This is a genomic window from Neobacillus terrisolis (assembly GCF_051233475.1).
Lineage (GTDB): Bacteria > Bacillota > Bacilli > Bacillales > Cytobacillaceae > Bacillus_BU.
The window spans coordinates 118,594-140,479 of the sequence record NZ_JBKFGH010000008.1; the positions used below are offsets into that span (position 1 = coordinate 118,594).

At 39.7% G+C, this 21,886-nt stretch carries 20 protein-coding genes; 11 read left to right on the plus strand and 9 right to left on the minus strand.

Annotated features, from left to right (window positions below; translation table 11 throughout):
• Positions 1 to 285 precede the first annotated feature (285 nt).
• Positions 286 to 1,452 carry an FtsW/RodA/SpoVE family cell cycle protein gene (locus tag ACI48O_RS06225; protein ID WP_435560875.1) on the minus strand — a complete coding sequence of 389 codons (1,167 nt, stop codon included), beginning with the start codon at positions 1,450 to 1,452 and terminating at the stop codon, positions 286 to 288.
• A 283-nt stretch (positions 1,453 to 1,735) separates the two neighbouring features.
• Between ACI48O_RS06225 and ACI48O_RS06230 the strand changes: the two genes are divergently transcribed.
• The 5 genes from ACI48O_RS06230 to ACI48O_RS06250 all read left to right on the plus strand — a co-directional run bounded on the left by ACI48O_RS06230 (position 1,736) and on the right by ACI48O_RS06250 (position 5,302).
• Positions 1,736 to 2,659 carry a substrate-binding domain-containing protein gene (locus tag ACI48O_RS06230; RefSeq protein WP_435560876.1) on the plus strand — a complete coding sequence of 308 codons (924 nt, stop codon included), beginning with the start codon at positions 1,736 to 1,738 and terminating at the stop codon, positions 2,657 to 2,659.
• Positions 2,660 to 2,676: 17 nt separating this feature from the next.
• Positions 2,677 to 3,555, plus strand: a complete 879-nt coding sequence (locus ACI48O_RS06235; RefSeq protein WP_435560877.1) for an ABC transporter substrate-binding protein — start codon at positions 2,677 to 2,679, stop codon at positions 3,553 to 3,555.
• Between the two features lie 27 nt (positions 3,556 to 3,582).
• The gene (locus ACI48O_RS06240) at positions 3,583 to 4,281 is read left to right on the plus strand and encodes an ABC transporter permease (RefSeq protein ID WP_435560878.1); all 699 of its coding nucleotides are present in this window, start codon (positions 3,583 to 3,585) and stop codon (positions 4,279 to 4,281) included.
• A complete protein-coding gene (locus ACI48O_RS06245; protein ID WP_435560879.1) occupies positions 4,278 to 5,027 on the plus strand; it encodes an ABC transporter ATP-binding protein in 750 nt (249 codons plus the stop codon). The genes ACI48O_RS06240 and ACI48O_RS06245 overlap by 4 nt, the downstream gene beginning before the upstream one ends.
• A 134-nt stretch (positions 5,028 to 5,161) precedes the next feature.
• Positions 5,162 to 5,302: a hypothetical protein gene (locus ACI48O_RS06250; protein WP_435560880.1), complete on the plus strand. Its 141-nt coding sequence runs from the start codon at positions 5,162 to 5,164 to the stop codon at positions 5,300 to 5,302.
• A 43-nt stretch (positions 5,303 to 5,345) separates the two neighbouring features.
• Here ACI48O_RS06250 and ACI48O_RS06255 read toward each other — a convergent pair whose 3' ends face one another.
• Positions 5,346 to 6,545 carry an MASE3 domain-containing protein gene (locus tag ACI48O_RS06255; protein WP_435561039.1) on the minus strand — a complete coding sequence of 400 codons (1,200 nt, stop codon included), beginning with the start codon at positions 6,543 to 6,545 and terminating at the stop codon, positions 5,346 to 5,348.
• Between the two features lie 226 nt (positions 6,546 to 6,771).
• On the opposite strand from ACI48O_RS06255, the gene ACI48O_RS06260 reads away from it, so the two are divergent.
• A complete protein-coding gene (locus ACI48O_RS06260) occupies positions 6,772 to 7,434 on the plus strand; it encodes an FMN-dependent NADH-azoreductase (protein WP_435560881.1) in 663 nt (220 codons plus the stop codon).
• A 55-nt stretch (positions 7,435 to 7,489) separates the two neighbouring features.
• Here the strand turns inward: ACI48O_RS06260 and ACI48O_RS06265 are convergent, their stop codons facing one another.
• From ACI48O_RS06265 to ACI48O_RS06275, 3 genes are all read right to left on the minus strand, one after another.
• Positions 7,490 to 8,491, minus strand: a complete 1,002-nt coding sequence (locus ACI48O_RS06265; protein ID WP_435560882.1) for a Gfo/Idh/MocA family protein — start codon at positions 8,489 to 8,491, stop codon at positions 7,490 to 7,492.
• 49 nt (positions 8,492 to 8,540) lie between these two features.
• The gene (locus tag ACI48O_RS06270) at positions 8,541 to 9,080 is read right to left on the minus strand and encodes a hypothetical protein (RefSeq protein WP_435560883.1); all 540 of its coding nucleotides are present in this window, start codon (positions 9,078 to 9,080) and stop codon (positions 8,541 to 8,543) included.
• Between the two features lie 71 nt (positions 9,081 to 9,151).
• Positions 9,152 to 9,838 (minus strand): serine/threonine protein kinase, encoded by a 687-nt coding sequence (locus ACI48O_RS06275; protein ID WP_435560884.1) that lies wholly within the window; start codon positions 9,836 to 9,838, stop codon positions 9,152 to 9,154.
• A gap of 302 nt (positions 9,839 to 10,140) precedes the next feature.
• Here ACI48O_RS06275 and ACI48O_RS06280 point away from each other — a divergent pair, with 302 nt between their 5' ends.
• From ACI48O_RS06280 to ACI48O_RS06290, 3 genes are all read left to right on the plus strand, one after another.
• On the plus strand, positions 10,141 to 11,022 hold the full coding sequence (locus tag ACI48O_RS06280) for a cation diffusion facilitator family transporter (RefSeq protein WP_435560885.1): 882 nt from the start codon (positions 10,141 to 10,143) through the stop codon (positions 11,020 to 11,022).
• 89 nt (positions 11,023 to 11,111) lie between these two features.
• Positions 11,112 to 11,582: a hypothetical protein gene (locus ACI48O_RS06285; protein WP_435560886.1), complete on the plus strand. Its 471-nt coding sequence runs from the start codon at positions 11,112 to 11,114 to the stop codon at positions 11,580 to 11,582.
• Between the two features lie 195 nt (positions 11,583 to 11,777).
• Positions 11,778 to 12,572: a TIGR00266 family protein gene (locus ACI48O_RS06290; RefSeq protein ID WP_435560887.1), complete on the plus strand. Its 795-nt coding sequence runs from the start codon at positions 11,778 to 11,780 to the stop codon at positions 12,570 to 12,572.
• A gap of 69 nt (positions 12,573 to 12,641) precedes the next feature.
• On the opposite strand, the gene ACI48O_RS06295 is transcribed toward ACI48O_RS06290, so the two are convergent.
• The 3 genes from ACI48O_RS06295 to ACI48O_RS06305 all read right to left on the minus strand — a co-directional run bounded on the left by ACI48O_RS06295 (position 12,642) and on the right by ACI48O_RS06305 (position 17,210).
• Positions 12,642 to 13,844: an alanyl-tRNA editing protein gene (locus ACI48O_RS06295; protein ID WP_435560888.1), complete on the minus strand. Its 1,203-nt coding sequence runs from the start codon at positions 13,842 to 13,844 to the stop codon at positions 12,642 to 12,644.
• Between the two features lie 577 nt (positions 13,845 to 14,421).
• Positions 14,422 to 15,357 (minus strand): manganese-dependent inorganic pyrophosphatase, encoded by a 936-nt coding sequence (locus ACI48O_RS06300; protein WP_435560889.1) that lies wholly within the window; start codon positions 15,355 to 15,357, stop codon positions 14,422 to 14,424.
• 482 nt (positions 15,358 to 15,839) lie between these two features.
• The gene (locus ACI48O_RS06305) at positions 15,840 to 17,210 is read right to left on the minus strand and encodes an ammonium transporter (RefSeq protein ID WP_435560890.1); all 1,371 of its coding nucleotides are present in this window, start codon (positions 17,208 to 17,210) and stop codon (positions 15,840 to 15,842) included.
• Between the two features lie 208 nt (positions 17,211 to 17,418).
• Between ACI48O_RS06305 and ACI48O_RS06310 the strand changes: the two genes are divergently transcribed.
• The gene (locus tag ACI48O_RS06310; RefSeq protein ID WP_435560891.1) at positions 17,419 to 18,237 is read left to right on the plus strand and encodes a helix-turn-helix domain-containing protein; all 819 of its coding nucleotides are present in this window, start codon (positions 17,419 to 17,421) and stop codon (positions 18,235 to 18,237) included.
• Positions 18,238 to 18,348: 111 nt separating this feature from the next.
• Here ACI48O_RS06310 and ACI48O_RS06315 read toward each other — a convergent pair whose 3' ends face one another.
• On the minus strand, positions 18,349 to 19,380 hold the full coding sequence (locus ACI48O_RS06315; protein ID WP_435560892.1) for a ThiF family adenylyltransferase: 1,032 nt from the start codon (positions 19,378 to 19,380) through the stop codon (positions 18,349 to 18,351).
• 164 nt (positions 19,381 to 19,544) lie between these two features.
• On the opposite strand from ACI48O_RS06315, the gene ACI48O_RS06320 reads away from it, so the two are divergent.
• Positions 19,545 to 21,377 (plus strand): aldehyde ferredoxin oxidoreductase family protein, encoded by a 1,833-nt coding sequence (locus tag ACI48O_RS06320; RefSeq protein WP_435560893.1) that lies wholly within the window; start codon positions 19,545 to 19,547, stop codon positions 21,375 to 21,377.
• Positions 21,378 to 21,886: the final 509 nt, after the last annotated feature.

Below are 21,886 nucleotides of genomic sequence, written 5' to 3' on the forward strand. Positions count from 1 at the left end.
AAATCAACAGCCAAATTTAACCCAGCCTTTATTTTAATAGACAGAACGGTTACTTAGGCGGACATAGAGGCCCTTATTTTGATAAAATAACCCTCTTTCAAGACTTAAGCGGACACAGGATCCCTTATTTTGATAAAAACCACCGAATAATGCCAATTTAGTATCAAATAACGAATCTGTTGTCCGCTTAGCCTATCAAATCAACACTTTTGGTGAAAATAACGGAACACATGTCCGCCACCAATTTTCAAAGGCAAATGAAACCACAAAATTTCAACGATCCCGCTAATCACTAGTAGAAAACATATATTTTTTGTAATGGTAGCGGATTGAAAAGATCAAACCGACGGCAAGCATATTCCCCATTAACGAGCTTCCCCCGTAACTGACAAACGGAAGCGGAATTCCTGTTATCGGCAATAAGCCAATCGTCATGCCGATATTTTGAAAAACGTGGAAGGTAATCATACTAATAACCCCTACGCAAATATACGTATAAAAATCATTTTTCGTTTCCATACCGACCTTCGTAATATGATAAATCAATAGAAAGAACAAGCTGATTAAAATACTGGCACCTACAAAACCAAATTGTTCGCCGACTATACCGAAGATGAAGTCCGTCTGCCCTTCAGGCAAATAAACTTCCCCTTTCCCGTAACCTTTCCCTACCGTCTGACCAGAACCAATAGCCAACAAGGATTGAGTTAATTGATATCCGCTCGACTCTTGATAATTATAAGGATCAAGCCACGAATAAATTCTATATAATTGGTACTGATCCACACCCAACACATTTTGAAGGATATCAGGCCTGGACACCACTAAATAAAAAATACCGGCAACGAGCGTGGCACCCGTCCCAAAAATCGGTAATAACAGCTTCCAGGTAATTCCGGAAATAAACACTAGCCCCAGCATAATCGCGATGAAAACCAATGATGTTCCAAGATCTTCTTTTATAACAAGGGATAATGGTCCCATTGTAACAAGTCCAATTTTTACAAGCAGCCAAAAATCGGTTTGCACGGTTTTGAATGGATTTTTTTGATGGTGATCAATAATCACCTTAGCCAATGCCAAAATTAGAAAAACCTTAACGAATTCCGATGGCTGGATGGTTCCTAACCCCATCGGCAATTTAAACCAGTTTTTTGACCCGTTTATTCGTGGAGCTATACTCGCTGGAGCCACTATAAGGAAGCTTAGCATTGCTAGTCCAAATCCATAAGCATACCAGGTTATCTTTTTTAATTGGTCCGAATCAAGTGTAAGAACCCCTGCAATGATTCCTGCCCCAACGGCATACCAGAAAATTTGCTTAATTAAAAAATTTCCTGCATATTGTCCTTGCGCACTGTATATTGCCAAACAGCTAGATAAAAATAATAAAAATAAAATCAATACTAAACCGTAATCAAGTTTAGGTGACATTTTTTGATTGGAACCCATGTTCATTCCCCTACTCTTAATAAAACAATTTCTACATACATTCTTTCATTATATTTTTATTGATGCAAAATCACAACTCGGAAAATATTCCCCATTCATATTATTTGACGATTTTTCTATCATTTCGTTTCAGTATTTTTTATCTAGGTTCTTCTTTTTATTTTTAAAAAACAAACAATACTACACAATACTTAACAAAACTTAACGATTCTTAACAAAACTAATAGATTCTACTAAAAACTTCATTTATACTATTAACAGAGGATGATCAAGGAGGATTTAAATGAATGAACAAACATACACTCCAGATGAAATTGCCAGTATCTTTAAAATTTCAAAGCATACTGTCTACGAGCTAATAAAGCGAGGTGAATTGCGGGCTTTTAAAGTTGGAAATAAAATGAGGATTGAGCAGTCAGAAGTGGATCGCTTTAAAGAAAATATGACTGCAACACCAAAGGTGGATAAAACCGTACCCCCTGAAAATCCTGTTCGGCAATACACAGTAAATATTACCGGCAGTCATGATTTCGTGATTGAACACCTTCTTAAATTTGCTCGAAAAACATTGCATTCCGTTTCCATTCAGCCCTCGTTCATTGGTAGTCTAGAGGGCTTAATGACACTGTATCATGGTAATTCTGATGTAGCTGCGATTCATTTATTGGATCCTGCATCACAAACGTACAATATTCCTTTTATCAATCAGCTTTTTGTTCATGAACGGATTACAGTTTTAAGATTAGCTGCCAGAGAGCAGGGATTTATTGTTAAGAAGGGCAATCCAAAAAAGTTTTACGATTTTGAAGACCTTAAGCGGAAGGAAATATCATTTATTAATCGTCAAAAAGGTTCTGGGACCAGATTTATTTTTGATTCTTACATAGCAAAGCATGGGATCGACCCATCAGAAATTTCCGGCTATGACACGGAGGAGTGGAATCATCTGTCAACCGCTTTAGCTGTTAGCCGTGGGACTGGTGACGTTGCGTTTGGAATTCGATCTGCAGCCAGTCAACTAGATTTAGATTTTATCCCGGTAACCAACGAACAATTTGATCTTGTTTTCCGTTGGACCGATCAAAACAAGGAAGCCCTTGAGGCATTGATTACCCTTATCCAGTCTGCTGAGTTTTTAGAAAGTGCTGCGGACATGGAAGGCTATGATTTTAGGGAGTTAGGCACCATCATATACAACAAAATTTAACTGGAGGATTTCATCACATGAAATGGAAAACACTTAAATTATCAAGCATGGTATTATTACTCTTCTTACTTCTTTTTGGATGTTCACAACAAGATGCAAAAACAGAGCCTAAAAATGACGAAAAAAAGACCGAGCAAAAAGCTGAAGCACCTAAAGATATGATCTTAGCAACAACAACTAGTACACAGGATAGTGGTTTGCTTGAAGTATTGATACCTGAATTCGAGAAGCAAGCAAATGTGAAGGTAAAAACAATTGCGGTTGGAACTGGACAAGCGTTAGAAATGGGAACGAAAGGTGAAGCGGATGCTTTACTCGTTCACGCTCCAAAGTCGGAAGAGGCTGTGGTAGCAAGCGGTGACGCCATTAACCGCAAACGCGTTATGTACAATGATTTTATTATCGTCGGACCAAAGAACGACCCTGCTGGAATTAAAGGTCTTGAAACAAAACAAGCTTTTACAAAAATGTTTGAAGCTAAAGCAACCTTCGTTTCCAGAGGCGATGATTCAGGTACACACAAAAAAGAACTTGAAATTTGGAAATCGGTCAATCTTGACCCTGCTTCTCTCTCTTCCTATTTATCCGCTGGCCAAGGAATGGGACCTACGTTGCAAATTGGTGCAGAAAAACAAGGTTATGTTTTAACAGATCGAGCAACTTTTTTAGCTCAACAAAAGAATCTTAAAGATGTTACAATATTAGTTGAAGGCGATCCGGATCTAAAAAATATTTACCACGTTATGCAGGTGAACCCTGAAAAGCATGACAAATTGAACAGCGAAAGCGCCGAAGCATTTGTTGACTTTATGGTAAGTGAAAAAACACAAAAAATGATTTCTGAGTTTGGCGTGAAGGAATACGGGGAACCTTTATTCTTCTCTTATACAGAATAATTATCCACAAAGGATGCAGGCGATTTTATGGACCTATTATTTGAAGGTTTAAAAAAAGCATTTGATATGATTTTAACAGGTGATAGCGAAATTTTTGCTATCACCTTGTTAACATTAAGGGTGTCTTTAACAGCCATCCTAGTTAGTATGTTGATTGGGATTCCAACCGGGGTTCTTTTGGGGCTTACCCACTTTCCCGGAAAAAAGCTCCTTTTAGTGCTGATTAATATCGGAATGGGGCTCCCCCCGGTTGTAGCAGGGCTTTGGATTACTATTTTCTTGTGGCGTTCAGGACCGCTTGGTGATTGGGGTTTACTTTACTCGCCGACCGCTATTGTATTGGCGCAAATTCTCGTTTCGCTGCCGATTATTATCGGGTTAACCTGTACCGCCTTTCAACAAATCAACCCAAAGCTGTTGATGCAAATAAAGGCATTGGGTGCAACAAAAGTTCAAACGGTTTGGCTTTTATTAAAAGAAACAAAAATTGCTATATTCGCAGCCATCATGGCGGGGCTTGGCAGAATCTTAGCTGAAGTAGGAGCTGCCATGATGGTTGGAGGCAATTTGCAGGGAGAAACTAGAATCTTAACCACTTCGATCGTAATGGAAGTTTCAAAAGGAAACTTTGATGTTGCGCTTGCTCTCTCGTTTATCTTAATGACACTGGCATTCTTGATTACGTTTTGTTTAACTTTCTTACAGCAGAGGAAGGAATTTTCATGAAGCCTTTACTTCATTTACAAAATATCAACTATATTAGAGGCAGTCAGATGATTGTTTCAATCCCTGAGCTTAGCCTTCATTGCGGAGACGTACTTGGAATCATGGGACCGAATGGAGCAGGAAAAAGCACGCTGCTTAAAATCATGGCATTGTTAGACCATCCTACTGGGGGATCCATTTATTACCATGGTGCTGAAGTCTCTGTTAAGACCTTTTCCCTTGAACAGCGGCGAAGATTTGCCATTGCTCTGCAACAGTCGTTACTCCTTAATACGACCGTTTATCAAAACGTCGCCGTTGGACTAAAGCTGCGAAAGCAAAGTAAAAAGGTAATCGATGAAAAGGTTCATTATTGGCTTGAAAAGTTTCATATATCCCATCTAGCTAACAAGCATGCTTCCACTTTATCAGGAGGAGAAGCACAACGGGTCAATCTGGCGAGGGCTTTTGTGTTGGAGCCTGAGGTACTGTTTTTGGACGAGCCATTCTCAGCGCTCGATTTTCCGACAAAAATCAAACTATTAAAGGATTTAAAATCGATTTTGCAGTCAACGAAAACAACGTCCGTGTTTGTCAGCCACGATATGCTTGAAATTAAATATTTAACCTCGAAGCTCATGATTATGATTAATGGAAAAATAGAACAAATCGGAACACCAGAGGAGGTTACCTCCTATCCGAATGAAAAAACCGCAGGATTTTTAAATGAGTGGACATTGCCATTAGTCCAACAACAGGCATATTAAAAGGTCAGACCATACTCTATTTGGTCTGACTTTTTTGTTGAGTCTATACTCGTTTGTTTCGTTACTTCCATTACATAATGTGCTTTTCGGTTTGGCATACTATCCTTGAATTACAACTTGAAGGAGCAAACAAGATGACAAAAAAATATAATAAAGGAAGCATGAATCAAAACTCACCAAGACGAGGGAACGAAGAATTCGCCAAAGAAATCGTAAGTGGAGATAATAGCAAAGGCAACAAGCGGAACAAAAGCCAAAATGATAAATCAGATTAAAAAATAAACTGCCAGCACATACCGATGCTGGCAGTTTTAATATTTAAGACAACGCATATCGATGAAGCTTATGATGTGATTCGTCAATATTAGATACATCAATCACGGTCCCTAATACTTCGACCAACTCATGATCCCGATATAACGGCTTTAAAGACATAAATAATTGTTTTTCGTTAAATGGAAAATGAAAAGAAACATTAGTTCCGGTATCCCAACATTGACGATAGTGCTCCTCAATCATCGAAGCCCTTGAGGGGAAAATCTCAAAAATCGTTTTCCCTGCTACTTTTCCAGGATCCAAACCTAATTCATATAATAGCTCCCCATCGCAGGTAAGATGAACAAACATTTCGCCTGATTTTTTAAAAGTAAAGAAAATCCCTTGAAATTCACGCACTAGATCATTTAATTGAAATGTATTTTTCCAGTAATAGTTCCCCGACAACGTTTCCTTCTCGATCGAATAATAAAATCCCTTTAAGATAAAGAAATAGCCCACCGCTTTAAACAAGTGACCAGAAAAATTATCGATATCATAAATACTTTGATAAATCGTAAAGATCAGTTCAGATAAAAATAAAATGGTAAAGGCAAGCGCTAAATATAAGAAATCCTGATTTTTCTTTTCATTATAAAACAAAAGAGCGACAACAATGGATGCAATTCGCAGAAAACAGACGAAGTACTCAATTATATTCTTTAAAAGAGTTGTTCCCTCTCCCTCAATAACGAGTAAAGGTAAACTATTTTCGAAATAAAAAACAATAAACCCGATGAACAGGACAAGCGAAATACTTAGTAGAAATAATATTTTCCACGGGTCATGGATTAATTTTCGCTCTGGAAGAAATAATATAAGCAACATCGATACCGCTTCAAATGTTCTGGCAATTACCCAGAACCACGTTGCTTTGGCCACAGAGCTTTCTGTTATAAAAATCGGCATTCCTTTAAATGTGACCGTGTGCAATAAATCAGTCATTCCAATGATAAAAAAAAGAAGTGAAAGCAACAGAAGCTTTCCAGACCTTGTCTGCTTATGTTTTTTCCACCCATATAAGAAAATAGAAAAAGAAATGGCAATCGCAAAAAACTCTAAGATAATGTGGAAACTCAAGAAATTTTTTGGATTATAAATTGCACATAGCTGTGGGTGAAAAAAATGAATTGTTACCAATAGCATGACTGAAAAAAGGGTATAAACTAAAAATTTCCCTTCAGTTAACGCGGGCTTCAACATCACTCACCTACCTCTATTTCCTCTTTTTTTCTAGTTTCATTATAAATGTTCATAATCTTATCGACCGGACTAATTTTAGCATATTTATGAATTTTAAATTTTACATAAATTCATCTAGTAAGTCACATAATTTTCATGAACTTCACTACTTGTACACTATTGCACATATTCTTTTTTTATATGATAAGTAATAGCATTATATATTTTTAATAAGGATGGGTTGCTTATGCCGAAATTACTTTATATTACCGTAAATCCGAAAAAAGATATTGAACGCTCTAAAGGACGTCAAATTGGCGAAGTATTTCTTGAAACATTTAAACAAGAGCGTCCCGATGTAGAAATCGTGAATTGGGATTTATTCACTTTAGATATGCCAGAAATGGACGAAGATTTATTATATGCTAGAGCAAAGCTTTCCTTTATGGGTTATAAGCTTGAGGACTTAACTGAGAGAGAACGTTCACAAATTACAAGAATGCACGCATTGGCAGATGAATTTATCACATTTGATTATTATGTGTTTGTAACGCCAATCTGGAACCTTGGTGCTCCTGCAGTTCTAAAAGCATTTATGGATAACTTATTTGTCTCTGGAAAAACCTTCAAATATGCTCCTGGAGGCGCAATAGGACTTCTAACAGACAAAACAGCGCTTCACATTCAAACTCGTGGCGGCATTTATTCAACTGGACGTATGGCAGAGCTTGAATCTGGAGACCGTTACTTAAAGGCAGCTCTTGGCTTTTTAGGAATGAATATGATGGAAACTGTTTATGCAGAAGGCATGGACCACTTCCCGAAACAAATTCCTGAAATTATGGCAGCTGCCAAAGAAAAAGCTGCAGAAGCCGCACGCGAAATGGCGAAAATAAAAGTAGAAATTTAATATCAAACATACAAGAAGGCTGTCGATTGTTTCGACAGCCTTCTTTGGTATATTTTTATAAAGTAACAATAGGGTTCCGGTCAGCAGGAAACTCAATTCCCATTTGCTTTCGTGCTTCGTCGAGGATCTCCATCACCAGTAAAGAATTTGCTAATGAGTTAGTTGTCGACTCCACTTGAGAGGCTTTTATTAGCTCGATAAATTCTTTTGCTTCGTAGAACATCGGTGGATACTCTTGTGACTGTGTAAGCTCCTCGATATCACCATTTCGATAATGAATTTCAACCTTTTCAGGAGGATTGATGTTTTGAATGATGATATTTCCATCCTCGCCTTGAATTTCAGCTGGAAGGGATGAATGACTAATTTTTGAGAACATCACCACAGCATCCATATCTTTATATTTCATGATAATGCTTCCTTTCCCATCCACACCAGATTCAAGCCGAATCCCTGTGGCTTGGATGCTTTCAGGTGCACCAAACAAAACAACTAATGGATATATACAGTAAATGCCGATATCCATGATCGCCCCATTCGAAAATTCCGGTTTAAAAGCATTCAAAACATTCCCATCCTTATACGCATCATAACGGGAAGAATACTGACAATAACTAGCAAAATAGCTTCTTACCTTACTGATCTTATGTAAATTCTCGCTAATCACTTGAAAATTAGGCACTAACGTCGATTTCAGCGCCTCCATTAATAACACATTGTGTTGCTTTGCAGCTAAAATCATCGCCTGCAACTCTTGTTTATTTGAAGCAATCGGTTTTTCACAAAGTACATGCTTTCCCTGCTCTAAAAATGTGATGGCTTGACGGGCATGAAAAGAAGTCGGGCTGGCAATATACACTGCATCGATTTCTTGACTCAACGCCATTTCCTTAACATCTGTAAAGACGGAAGTGGCACCATACTTCTCTGCAAATTCTCTTGCACGGTCTTCAGTACGAGAATAGACTGCTGTTAATGAAAAATCAGGATTTTCCTTTGCTGCTTGGATAAACGCTTCGGTTATCCAGTTGGTTCCGACCACTCCAAACTTGATCAAATATAGCTCCTCCTTTAAAAATTTAAGGTCTCATCAAAGCTCCGCCAGCCTATGCGCTTGGCTTTTCTTCATTGGCAATGGCTTGCTTAAATTCATCGATAAGTTTAAATTTTTGTTGTTCATTACTGATTGGTGTATTCCCAAATTTCGGAATGATTTGCTGCCAACCATTTTCCCGGTCGGGCGATGTTGCAAACAAATACATTTTCCCCGGCTTTAAAAGTTCATCCCCCTCATATTGGGACAAATAAAGCTTTCCACCTTCTTTATAGTACCCTGCCTGCTGATTCACGACAATATCATCAAGAAATCCACCTTTGATGTTTTGGGTTATTCGCACAGAAAATTGAGTGCTTGGTTTTCCTTTGAAATTCTCTTTACCGACCTCTTCCACCACTTCACCGATAAAAATATTTTCGCTCGCACCACTGATCTTTCTTTTATCTGAAAAGTCATCTTTTTCACTATAGCTTTTGTTTACCACAATCGCTTTATCCTTGTTATCAAGTAAAAACGTATTTTGCTTTACCACAAATAATCCGGCAATAACGACAATAAGTACGATTGAAAAAATAATTGATTTCTTCATTCCACGGGCTCCTTTTCTGGAAGAACGATATCCAAGTATAAGTACAATAAGATTATACCGAAATAATTTAATCAATGATATTTATCAATTTTCATTTTCAATGACTTTTTAGCAATTAATACTTTGAGCTTTTTATAGTATCGATACCCTTTCCGAACCCCATCCATAATACACAGCGGAATGGGCGGATGCAATTGATAAATAAACGGTTTATAGATTTTCTTGTAGGCCCGTTTCAGATCATGCCACTTACTGCAATATCCTTCCTTATAAAAATCAGAAATATCAACCACATACCCTTTTTTCCCGTTCATCACGATATTTTTCCCATGTACATCAAAAGGATTTAATCCTTTAGAAATCGCATATTTTAAAGCCTGGTCAATATCCTCGATTACCGAAGCAGGAATTGGTATCCCTTTTATAACGGCATTGAACAAAGTGACTCCTTCTATTCTTTTTAATACTAAATAATTCTCACCATAGGCATAAAGAGTCGAGAATGCACGATGCTCCCCTAGTTTCTTGTATACCTCTATTTCCTTTTTCAACTCGTGCTGGCTTCTCCCATAAACCTTTACCACCCAATCCGGTTTTTCTTCATGAAAAAATACAGCGGCGTAATTCCCATTCCCGATCGTTTTCCATGATCGAGAACGATTCATTACCTCAATCGGATCAAATAAATTTTCTGTTTTTAAAACGATATTGGGAAGCAGGTCTTTCTCTATCAAATCGATATACGCTTCTATTTTCATAAAAACCCCTCAATTTTTATAATGAAAATGAAGAATAAGCCGATACTAAAATTTAGCTAACAGTAATTGACCTTTCTCCTTTTTCCTTCATATTTTATTTTGAATAATATGTATTGTTATTTTCCATAATGATACACCGAAACGCTTATTTAGGTAGCTGTTTTTATCTGAAAAGTTTTGGCCTATGGCAAATTTTTGTAACCAGGTCAATTTACCTGCATTAAGCCTATACTTTTTCTCTAGACCCACACGACAATCGTTTGCTAATCTTAATTTGAAATGGACAAATTGAGGTGTCAAAAATGGAAAGATCGGAAGAAATTAAAAAAGCGGAGAAGGGGGCATGGCTCAGTATAATTGTCTATATTTTGCTGTCCGTGCTTAAGCTGGCCGTAGGCTATCTCGGGAACTCTGAAGCATTGCGAGCAGATGGTTTAAACAACTCTACAGACGTAGTTGTTTCCGTCGCTGTATTGATTGGTTTAAAAATCTCTAGAAAACCAGCAGATGAAAATCATCTCTATGGGCATTATCGTGCAGAATCGGTTTCATCGTTAATCGCAGCGATGATTATGACGTTGGTAGGGATTCAAATCATTATAAACGCTGGTCGTTCATTCTTGCTGTCAGATTATTCTAATCCTGACATGCTGACTTCGTGGACAGCACTTTTTGGTGCATTTGTATTATTTTTCGTCTATTTTTATAATCGAAACTTAGCCAAAAAGCTGAACAGCTCGTCATTAATGGCTGCAGCTCAAGATAGTAAATCAGATGCTCTCGTCAGCGTTGGCGCCTTTATCGGAATTATCGGGGCAAAGTTCGGAATGCCGTGGTTAGACAGTTTTACTGCCATTATAGTTGGGGTCATTATTATCAAAACAGCCCTATCCATTTTCCATGAAGCATCAACGTTATTAACAGACGGTTTTGATCAAAAAAGATTGGCGCTTATTCGGAAAACAGTGGAAAAGACAGAAGGCGTTTTAGACGTCAAAGATATTAAAGCGAGAGAGCACGGCAATAAAGTATATGTCGACACAACCATTCTTGTTAACCCAAATCTAAACGTTGTAGAAAGCCACAAAATTACCGAAGATATTGAAAAGAAGATGCTTGTAGAACACAAAAACACATTTGTACTCGTACATATTGAACCATATGAACTTAAGGATTTATCGTAGCGGTGGAGCCTCCGAGGACTTTCAGTACTACAAATGAACAGCAGTGGTATAATAAAAAAGCACAATAGAACAAGATTTTTGGAGGCAATATGTTAACTTTTGAACAAAAACTAGCGATCATCGAATCATTCCCTGAACTTCAAAGAAAAAATGTATCACTCGGCCGAGTTAATTTTCAATTTGAAGAAAGCGTAACAGATAAAAAAAATGTCATCTATCATCTCCATCCTAACGGGAACGGCTTTGTTTACGGAGAAAAACTTAGTGATTATCATGTCGATGATAAAGGTCTCGTAAATATCCGTGATTTTTCCGAACAAGAACTTCGAACCATCATTGAGCAGTCTATTCAATCACTATCACCCAGAAGCGTTTCCGAGGAAGCAATTATTGGTGATGAAGTGGAGGAACGCTGGGTTGACGCCGAAAAACACACCCTCATTTTGATTCAAGAGGATGATATGTGGAACGTGTACGCGGGGCTAAACCTGGATGGAACTTTCCCTTCCTATAATGAAGCGAAGCAGTACTTAGAAGAAGAAGGGTTTAAAAGGGTATAAATTATTTCTGGGAAGCTTACTTGAAAGGTCACTTTTGGAAAGTGGCCTTTTAATGTATGAAGGCTAATCGAAACGTTAAAAATCTGGCAGATAATTTTTATGATTTTAAATGCAAATCTTATATAATAAGAGCAGAGACTCATACATAATCTAGTAAAGATTGAAACAGCATCCAAACATGTGGAGGGGTTAGAAATGAATAATCACGAAATTGATTACAAGATTTATGGAGATGACATGCAATTCGTCGAAGTGGAATTAGACCCTCAAGAAACCGTCATTGCTGAAGCAGGAAGCTTTATGATGATGGATGGCGACATTCAAATGGAAACCATCTTTGGAGATGGTTCAGGCAAGGACAGCGGCAGCGGATTTATGGGTAAGCTGTTTAGCGCCGGAAAACGTGTAATTACAGGTGAAAGCTTGTTTATGACAGCATTCACAAATAACGGAACAGGCAAAAAGCATGTTTCTTTTGCTTCACCATACCCAGGCAGCATCATTCCGATGGATTTAAGTGAGCTTGGTGGAAAGATTATTTGTCAAAAGGATGCCTTTTTAGCAGCAGCAAAAGGCGTTTCCGTTGGAATAGAATTTCAAAGAAAAGTTGGCGTCGGTTTCTTTGGCGGTGAAGGCTTTATCATGCAAAAGCTTGAAGGAGACGGTTTAGCTTTTGTTCACGCCGGAGGTACGATACATAAAAAAGAGCTGGCAGCAGGCGACACCCTCAAAGTGGATACAGGCTGTTTAGTGGCAATGACCAGCAATGTTCATTACGATATCGAATTTGTTAGCGGAATTAAGACCGCATTATTTGGTGGTGAAGGTTTATTCTTCGCTACGTTAAGAGGACCGGGAACGGTGTGGATTCAATCCCTTCCATTTAGCCGTCTCGCCAGCCGCGTATTTGCAGCCGCACCACATGGTGGAGGTTCTAAAGACGAAGGCAGTATCGCTAAGGGTTTGTTCAATATGTTTAATGGGGATTAACCGAAAAGCGTAAGCGCCTGGGAAAGTGAACAAAAATGGTTCAATCGATTTTTCGATTGAACCATTTTTTTATTCTACTATTTGTTCCAAAGCTCGATTAAGCAATTGTTCGCCGGAGAGGACCGCTTCTCCCCCGCCCTGAGCGAACGTTTCATTTCCGCCGCCCTTTCCATTGATCGCTTGGAGTAAACTTGCGATTAGTTGTTTCATATTCCCGCCAGCGTTTTCCCCTCGGGCGCAAACAAGCTGCAAGCGCTGGTCGGTTTGCGAAACGAGGATTACAATGATTTCATTCGATTGGGAAACCAACATTCTCCCCAATTTTTGAAGTTCCTGGATGGATCGATTTTCAAATACGGCTCCAATAATTTGTTTGTTTTTGATGACGGTTTTATGTTGTAAAAGTTCCGCCGCCTCGAACTTAAGCAAAGCCTCCTGCGCTTCTTCCAGCGCTTTATCGGTTTCTTTTAGGGAATCAAGTATTTTCTTTACCGCGGCGGCCATTTCAGACTCCGGTGCATTCAAAAGGGGGCTTAAACTTTTAAGCACCTTATGTTTTTCCGCTAATTGGGTTCGGACTCGGTTCCCGCAAACAAACTGTACACGAATTTTCTTTCGTTGCCGCTCCCAGTCTACTATTTTGATGGAACCTACCTGACCAGTTGAATGGGGATGTGTGCCGCCACAGCCGTTATAATCAAAATCCGGAATGATGACAAGGCGAATGTCTTCGGAAACAGAAAGCTGTTTTCTTAATGGATACTGGCCTGCTTCTTCTGGAGAAACCCATGTTGGTTGAATCGGACGGTTCTCCAAAATGATTTGATTGGCACGTTCCTCTACTTTCGAAGCTTGTTCCTCAGATAATTCTTCTGTATCTAGATCAATCGTTAAGAGTTCGGACCCGAGATGGAAGCTTACCGTTTGAAAATCAAATAATTCTTCGAATGCAGCCGATAAAATATGCTGCCCGGCATGCTGCTGCATGTGGTCGAACCGCCTTGTCCAATCGATAGTGCCTTGAATTTTGTCGTTTTGGTTTGGGAGTGGTGATTCGAGGTAATGGCGAATCTCCCCCTCGATTTCTTCAACATTCACGACATTGATTTGCTGGATTGTACCAGTATCGAATGGCTGGCCGCCACCGGTCGGGTAAAAAGCCGTTTGATCTAATACAACATACCAATTCCCGTTTTCATCTTGTGCCTGTTTTGTTAGGTTAGCTAAAAAAGACTGTATGTATGGATCCTGATAATATAACTTATGCTCCACTCTTCGCTTCTCTCCTGACAAATTGAATTGTATTTACCATTAATTTGAACAGATATTGCGGGGTTGGTCAAGTTGGTGGGGAATGGGAGGGGGTAAATTAAAATGGGTGGAAATTGGTCTGATTTCTGTGGAGGAAAGCGCGGCTTGAAGAAAAATGATGAGTTTTTTATAGAAAAATTTAGGATTTGTATAAAAAACTATTAATTTTGAACGAAAAAAGCTAATTTTTTTGAGAAAACGAGACTTTCGATTCAAAATCAGCTTGTTTTTTGAAAGGAACCAGGATTTTTGAAATTTATATGCCCGCGAAATCTGCTATATGCCCATCTAATTGTGGATATGACTCATTTGAAAAATTTTATAGACCAACTTTTAAATTTTATGGACCAACTTTAAGAATTTATCGGACAACTTCAAAAATAAATGGGACAACTTAACAGGATATGCTCACCATATCCGACTTATGCTCGTTTTAACCCACATATGCCCGTTTGCCCGAACCCCCATCCCCCAAAACTCTCTAAACAAAAAACCCGTCCGTATCACAACCATACGAACGGGCGGTCAATTCACATTATTAGTTCTTTTTCACAAAAGCATCTGTTAATGGTGGAATGATTTGCTTTTTACGAGATACAACACCTTTTAAAACGGCACTGTTATTAGACAAAGTTACATTGAATGCCTCTTCCACAACAGCGGCTTCGCGGCCAAGCGCCACACCAACGGAATCATTTGTTAAGATATCAGTTACGACAAACAAGAACAAATCAAGATTCTTTTCAGCAATTGCGCCGTTAAGAGCATCTTCTAATTCCGCTTGGCGGCTCATTACGTCATTTGTATCAACAGCGTTTACTTGAGCAACCTCTACTTTATAATTACCCATTTGGAACTCTTTCGCATCTAAAGAAATCAATTCAGCGATTGATTTTTGGCTTAGGTCAGCGCCTGCTTTTAACATCGCTAATCCGTAAGTATCAGCATCAACACCAGCGATCTCCGCTAGTTCTTTTGCTGCTGCAACATCTTCCGGTGTGCATGTTGGGGATTTGAATAAAAGTGAATCAGAAATAATTGCTGATAACATTAACCCAGCAATGTTTTTCTCGATGGCAATGCCATTTTCCTTGTACATTTTATTTAAAATAGTTGCTGTACAGCCAACTGGCTCACAACGATAATATAATGGATCGCTTGTTTCAAAGTTAGCGATGCGGTGGTGGTCGATTACTTCTTTAACACGAACTTGGTCAATATCATTCGCGCTTTGTTGACGTTCATTGTGGTCAACTAGGATAACATTTTTCACTTCAGCAGAAACTTGCTCAACTAAACGTGGTGCTGCAACCCCGAAGGTATCAAGTGCATATTGGGTTTCGACGTTTACGGATCCTAAGCGAATCGGCTCAACCTCTACTCCTAATTTTGTTTTTAAGTCTGCATAAGCAAGTGCAGAACAAATTGAGTCTGTATCTGGGTTTTTATGGCCAAAAATAAAGATTTTTTCCATGTTTTTATCTCCTTATCTTTAATTTCATCATTTTTATGTAGATGTCCGTATTCTATTTTAATTGATTTTGTTAAAATTACAAAAAAAAATTCATCGACAAACTTCTCTATTTTAAAAAAAGGCTGTTTTAAACGTGACTGTTGATTTCCGCTTCAGGCGCTTGCTTTCCGCGGGGCGGGCGTTGAGCCTGTCTAGCTGCAGCGGCTAGGGGCTCGGGGTCATAAGCCAATCCGTCAAGAAGGTCAAAGAACGACCTTCATGCCGGCTCGTCTTATGCCAGTCGCCCCTGGGCAAGCCGCTTCCTCTTTTCCATCTCCTCGGAGCTAAAGCTCCTGTGGGGTCTCACCTGTCCCGCTGCTCCCGCAGGAGTCAAGCGCCTTCCGCTCCAATCAACATTGTGTAAAAAATCAACACTGAGCTTTAACACAGCCTAAAAAAAGAAAGCAGCCGACCCTTAGTGAGTCAGGCTGCTTTCTTCATTTTTATAGTGCGTCGTGTTTGGCATTTAATTGATTGATCGCTGGTGGGGTTGTCGTAGAATTGTAGGCCACCTCTTCGTGGAAGCTTAAATCAAGTCCCATTAATTCCTCTTCCTTGCTGACACGAAGCGGCGTCACTAAACTAATTACTTTTAAGATGACATAGGTTCCTACTGTTGCCAACAGAACGGCAGTCCCTACGCCCACCAATTGGTGCAAGACCTGCTCCGGGTTCCCATAAAGCAAACCGTTATTGCCGGCTGGGTTGACACTTTTTGTAGCAAAAATCCCCGTCGCAATCGCTCCCCAAATTCCGCCGATTCCATGAACACCAAATGCGTCTAACGTATCATCATATTTAAATCGAACTTTAACAAAGTTAATTCCGAAATAACAGATAGGAGCCGAAATGAGACCGATCAATAATGCAGATGGAATCGTGACAAACCCTGTTGCTGGAGTGATGGCGACCAATCCGCCGATGGCTCCTGTTGCTGCCCCGACTAATGTTGGACGCTTGCGAATCGTCCATTCAATCAGCAACCAGCCCAAACCACCAGTGGCCGCGGCAACGGTCGTAGTTGCAAAAGATAGAGCAGCTAAACCTCCTGAACCAAGTGCACTACCAGCATTAAAGCCGTACCAGCCAAACCAAAGGGTCGCTGCACCAATTAAGAAAAACACGATATTATGTGGCGCATGTTCTTTTTGCAGCTTTTCATCACGCGGACCAATAATGATAGCAGCCACAAGCGCACTGACACCGGAAAGAATATGAACGACAGTACCGCCGGCAAAATCAAGCTCACCCATTTCGAACAGCCAGCCGCCGCCCCAAACCCAGTGTGCCATCGGTGCATAAACAAAAGTTACCCATAATACTGCAAACAATATCCACGCCGGGAAGGAAATCCGACCGGCGATCCCCCCCGAAATAATCGCGACGGTAATCGCTGCAAAGGCTCCTTGGAAGATAACAAAAATAAGGTCTGGAATCGTAAAGCCTAAAGAATTTTCTACGCCTATTCCCTTCAAGCCCAGATAGTCCAGAGAGCCGATTAAACCACCGATGTCCGTACCAAAGGCAAGCGTATATCCCCATAGCACCCAGACAACTGTAATAACTAATAAGCTGACAAAGCTGTGCATCATCGTTGAGATAACGTTTCTTTCACTGACAAGTCCGCCATAGAAAAGTGCCAGGCCGGGAACATGCATAAACAACACAACGGCTGTCGCAATCAGCAGCCAAGTGGTATCACCCGTGTCGATCGCTGGTGTTTTTCCAGCGGCAAAGGCATTGATCGGTAACAAAACAAGTAATAAAGAAAATAGAATGCCAATTTTGGTTAACTTCTTTTTTAACAAATTCATTTTTTCCTTCCTCCTTTTTATTTCGCCATCTGTTAACAATGTAATAATTTTTAACATGATTTGATTGTAAAAAACGGAATTTTTATCTGAATATTCATTTAGTCAGAAATTTCTTTGTGAGGTTTTCTGACAAGGATGTAGATTTAATTGTGAAATTTCAGAATAATCTAGTTAGAAATGTAACAACAGTTTGTCAGGAGGATTTTCAATGAGTACTTTATTAGAAAAAGCATATTTTCCAGCCCAGCCGGAAATTGAACTAAATACAGATTCCTATCAGGAGTTTAAGCCGATCGGCACCCCCTTCGGAAACCATATAGCAGTGTACTATCAATTTAAAACGACAGAGGAGTCGATTCATTCTCTTTCCTTAATACCTGACGGCTGTTTTGATATTCTGTTTCGCTGTCACCCACAAAAACCAGGGGCAATTCTATGGACCAGCCCTTTGCAGCGCCGGCTCCAGCCTAATTTTCACAAAAACTGTGTTTATTTTGGCGTAAGGTTTTATCCTGAACAAGGTTTACTCAAGCTAAAGTACCCTATGAAGGAAATGCTCGACCAGCAAATCCCGCTCCTTGATGTGTTGGGGATGGACGAAAGTTATATCGAAAAAGTAAGCGAGGCAGATTCCTTTAGTAATAGAATCGAAGTTTTCAATGAGTTCTTATCAGGATTTCCATTAAATAAAAACAATGATTATCAGATTGTTTTTTCGGCTATTAAAAGTATTTCAGCCTCAAGCGGTCTATTAAATATCAGTGAATTAGCGAAGAAAATTGGCTATTCCGATCGTTATTTACGAGGAAAATTTGAAGAATATATCGGGTTTTCTCCGAAACAATTTTGCCAAATCGTGAAATTTCAAAACTGCTTACATAAACTTCTATTCGAAGAGGATAAGGACTTATTAGATCTCATTTACGATTATGGCTATTATGATCAAGCCCATTTCATTCGAGGATTTAAAAAATATGCTTATTTCACACCTGGTCAATATAAGAATCAGTTTTATAAAGGTATATAGCACACTGACTTAGTGCCCCCCTTTAAGGTGTTAAATCACCTTTTATCATATCTCCTTTTACCAAGAGAAAGGGAATCAGACCACCGGGTCGATTCCCTTTCCTATGTATATTTAAGTACCCATGTACTTTGAGTAATAGGTTTTTGCTTGAACAAGGTCATTTAAGCCGTGAATAAGAACACGACCATCCTTGAAAAAGACCATCGTAATCTCTTCATTTGGGGAAAAGCGGAGCATATAAGGATTTATTTGAACCTTTCCACTATTTTTTAAACGCTCGGCGGTTTTGGCAAAATCAATTTCTTGTTTATTATTTCGCGGATTAATTTGCACAGTATTACGGCCGCATAAGGATGTATAAGCGATTTGCTGATGAGAGGATCGGTCTAAAAATTCAAATTCATGCTTCACGCAGGCAGGACAGTTCGGGTTATGCCCTTCTGATATGTCCATTTGCAAAGACGAGTTATACCATATATCCAGTTGGTCAAGATTGGGATTCGTTTTGGCTCCCACTAAAATCTTTAATGCTTCCACCGCTTCAAATGAACCAATAATATCGGTAATCGGCGACAGAACGCCAATCGTATCACATGTTTCACCAAGACCAGCCGGAATAACCGGAAATAGACAACGATAGCAAGGCGTTTTCCCCGGGATAAACGTCGCAAACATTCCGCGCGAACTGACGGCTCCGCCGTATACCCATGGGATCCCATGCTTAATCGCCACATCATTGATCAAGTAACGAGTCATAAAATTATCCGTCCCATCGATGATCACATCAAAGCCGGTTAGAAGGTCCTCAGCATTTTCTAAATTTAAATCGGAAATAATTGGATCAACGGTAACGGTTGAATTGATTCCCTTTAATCTTTTTTCAGCGGCCACTACCTTGGGCAGATTGTTCGCGGCGTCTTCTTCCGTATACAAAATTTGTCGTTGCAGATTCGACAGTTCGACAATGTCCCGATCAATAATTCGGACGTAACCGACACCGGCCCGTACAAGATGGTTTGAAATTACAGAGCCAAGTGCACCCATTCCGACGATAACAGCACGGCTATTTATTAGTTGTTCTTGGCCCTCTTTCCCAATCGGTTTAAAGAGCATTTGCCTGGAGTAACGGTCTAATTCAGTCATGGACATCCCCCTTATAGTTTTCATTATAATTTAAGTTCCGAAAAAAATTTACTAAAAATTTCGGAAGTCGGAAATTTAAAAAAAGGAATTTTTTTGTCCGATGGCTAATTTAATATAGGTAGTACATTTTTTTAAAATAGAATTGAAAGAGGTGTTGTAAAACGATGAATCTTGGCGGTTTTAAAAACAAAGAAGTTGTAGTTGATTTATCCAGCAGCTCAGTTAGTTACAGAGAGATCAATGAAGATGATGCCAGAAAATACATCGGGGGCCGGGGTCTGGGCGTTAAATATGTCTTGGACAATGGACCTGAGGTAGAGCCTTTTTCCGAAGAAAATATTTTATGTATTATGACTGGTCCTGTTACAGGATCACGCTCTTCGATGAGCGGACGACTTGCAGTTGTGACGAAATCTCCACTTACCGGGACTGTAACAGATTCTCATATGGGTGGCTGGACAGCAGCTCGTTTAAAATGGGCAGGTGTGGATAATATCATTTTTAAAGGTAAAAGTGACAAACCCGTTTACCTCTATATTGAAGATGGCAAAGCAGAAATTCGCGATGCTTCTGAAGTTTGGGGCTTAGGAACTAGAGGAACGATTGCCGCTTTTAAAGAAAAATATGGCGAAAACGACCTTAGTGTCATGACCATTGGCCAAGCTGGGGAAAATCGCGTTCTATTCTCCTCATTCATTAATGAACATGACCGTGCTGCAGGCCGTGGTGGTACTGCTGCTGTTGCCGGTTATAAATTGTTGAAAGCAATCGTTATTAAAGCTGCCCAAAAAGGAAATATGCCTGAGCCGAAGCTTGCCAATGAATATAAAGAAGCAAACAAGAAAGCGGTTAAGGCGATTCTTGACGGTGGATTAACAGCTCCTAATAAGGGTGGTTTATCTGTCTACGGAACAAACGTATTAACAAACTTAATTAACGAGGTTGGCGCTCTTCCAACGAAAAACTCGCAGTTTACAAACTGGGATGAAGCCGAAAAACACAGTGGTGAATATTACAATAAGCATTTGCTGGTAGCGAACAATACGTGCCACGCTTGCCCTGTGGGTTGCAAAATTGAGGTAGAAGTAAAAGAAGGAAAATATAAAACTCGCGTTGAGAGTATCGAATTTGAATCAGCATGGTCGATCGGTGCTAACTGTCTATTAAGTGATGCGGAAGCGATTGCAAAATTAATAGACCTTTGTAATGAATATGGCCTTGATACAATCGAGCTTGGCCACGCTTTCTCCGTAACAATGGAGGCCTATGAAAAAGGCATTATTGATGAGAAGCTTGAGTGGGGCGATGCCGATGCGATGATCGAGTTGACACGCAAAATTTCGATGCGCGAAGGCTTTGGCGGCGTACTAGCCGAAGGACCAGCCAATGCGACTGCAGCATGGGGTGCTCCGGAATTGTCCATGTCCGTTAAAGGTCAATCAATTCCTGCCTACGATCCTCGCGGAATCCAAGGGATCGGACTTGGCTATGCAACAAGTAACCGTGGTGCCTGTCACCTGCGCGGCTATACAGTTGCGAGTGAAATCGCTGGAATTCCCGAACCAACTGACCGCTTAGAAGCACATGGAAAAGGTGAGTTGCTGAAAGTATTCCAAGACTTGTTATCATTCTCTGACTCTATGAATATTTGTAAGTTCTCCTCTTTCTCTGAAAATGCCGAGCATTATGCAGAGCAATACGGCACAATGACTGGTGTAGAACTTACTGCTGATGATGTCATGAAGATTGGTGAGCGCATCTACAATCTTGAGCGCTACTACAACAATTTAGCCGGTTTTAACAATCGCGAGGATGATTTCTTACCGAAGCGCTTTACCGAAGAGCCAGCGACTGGAAACAGTGCCGGACATGTAAGCCGCATGGATATCATGCTTGAAGAGTACTATGCTGTTCGTGGCTGGAAAGACGGCGTCGTTCCTACCGAGAAATTAGTAGAGTTAGGCATTATTGATGGCGATGCAGTGAAGTTGAAGTAAGGAATGTAACTCTTGCACCTCCTTTGAATTTGTAATGATGACAGCACAGGCAATAGGTTGGTTGCCTGTGCTGTTCTTGAATGGGTTGTGGGTTTGTGGGGTTGTGGCTTTGGCTTGGTTGGATTTTGAGTTGGCGGGTTGGATTTGGCTTGGATTTGGCTTGGCGGTTGGATTTTAGTTTGCGGATTGGAATTGGCTTGGCGGTTGGATTTTAGTTTGGCGGATTGGATTTGGCTTGGCCGGTTGGATCTAGTTTAGTACTCCGAGTTGGATTATATATGTAAAAAGCCGGGCATAAGACGAAAAGTTGTCCGATATATTTTGAAGTTGTCCGATATATTTTGAAGTTGTCCCAAATATTTTTGAAGTTGTCCGATATATTTTGAAAGTTGGTCCATAAAATTTAAAAGTTGGTCCATATATTAAAAAAGTTGGTCTATAAAATTTTTCAAATGAGTCATATCCACAATTAGATGGGCATATAGCAGATTTCGCGGGCATATATTTCG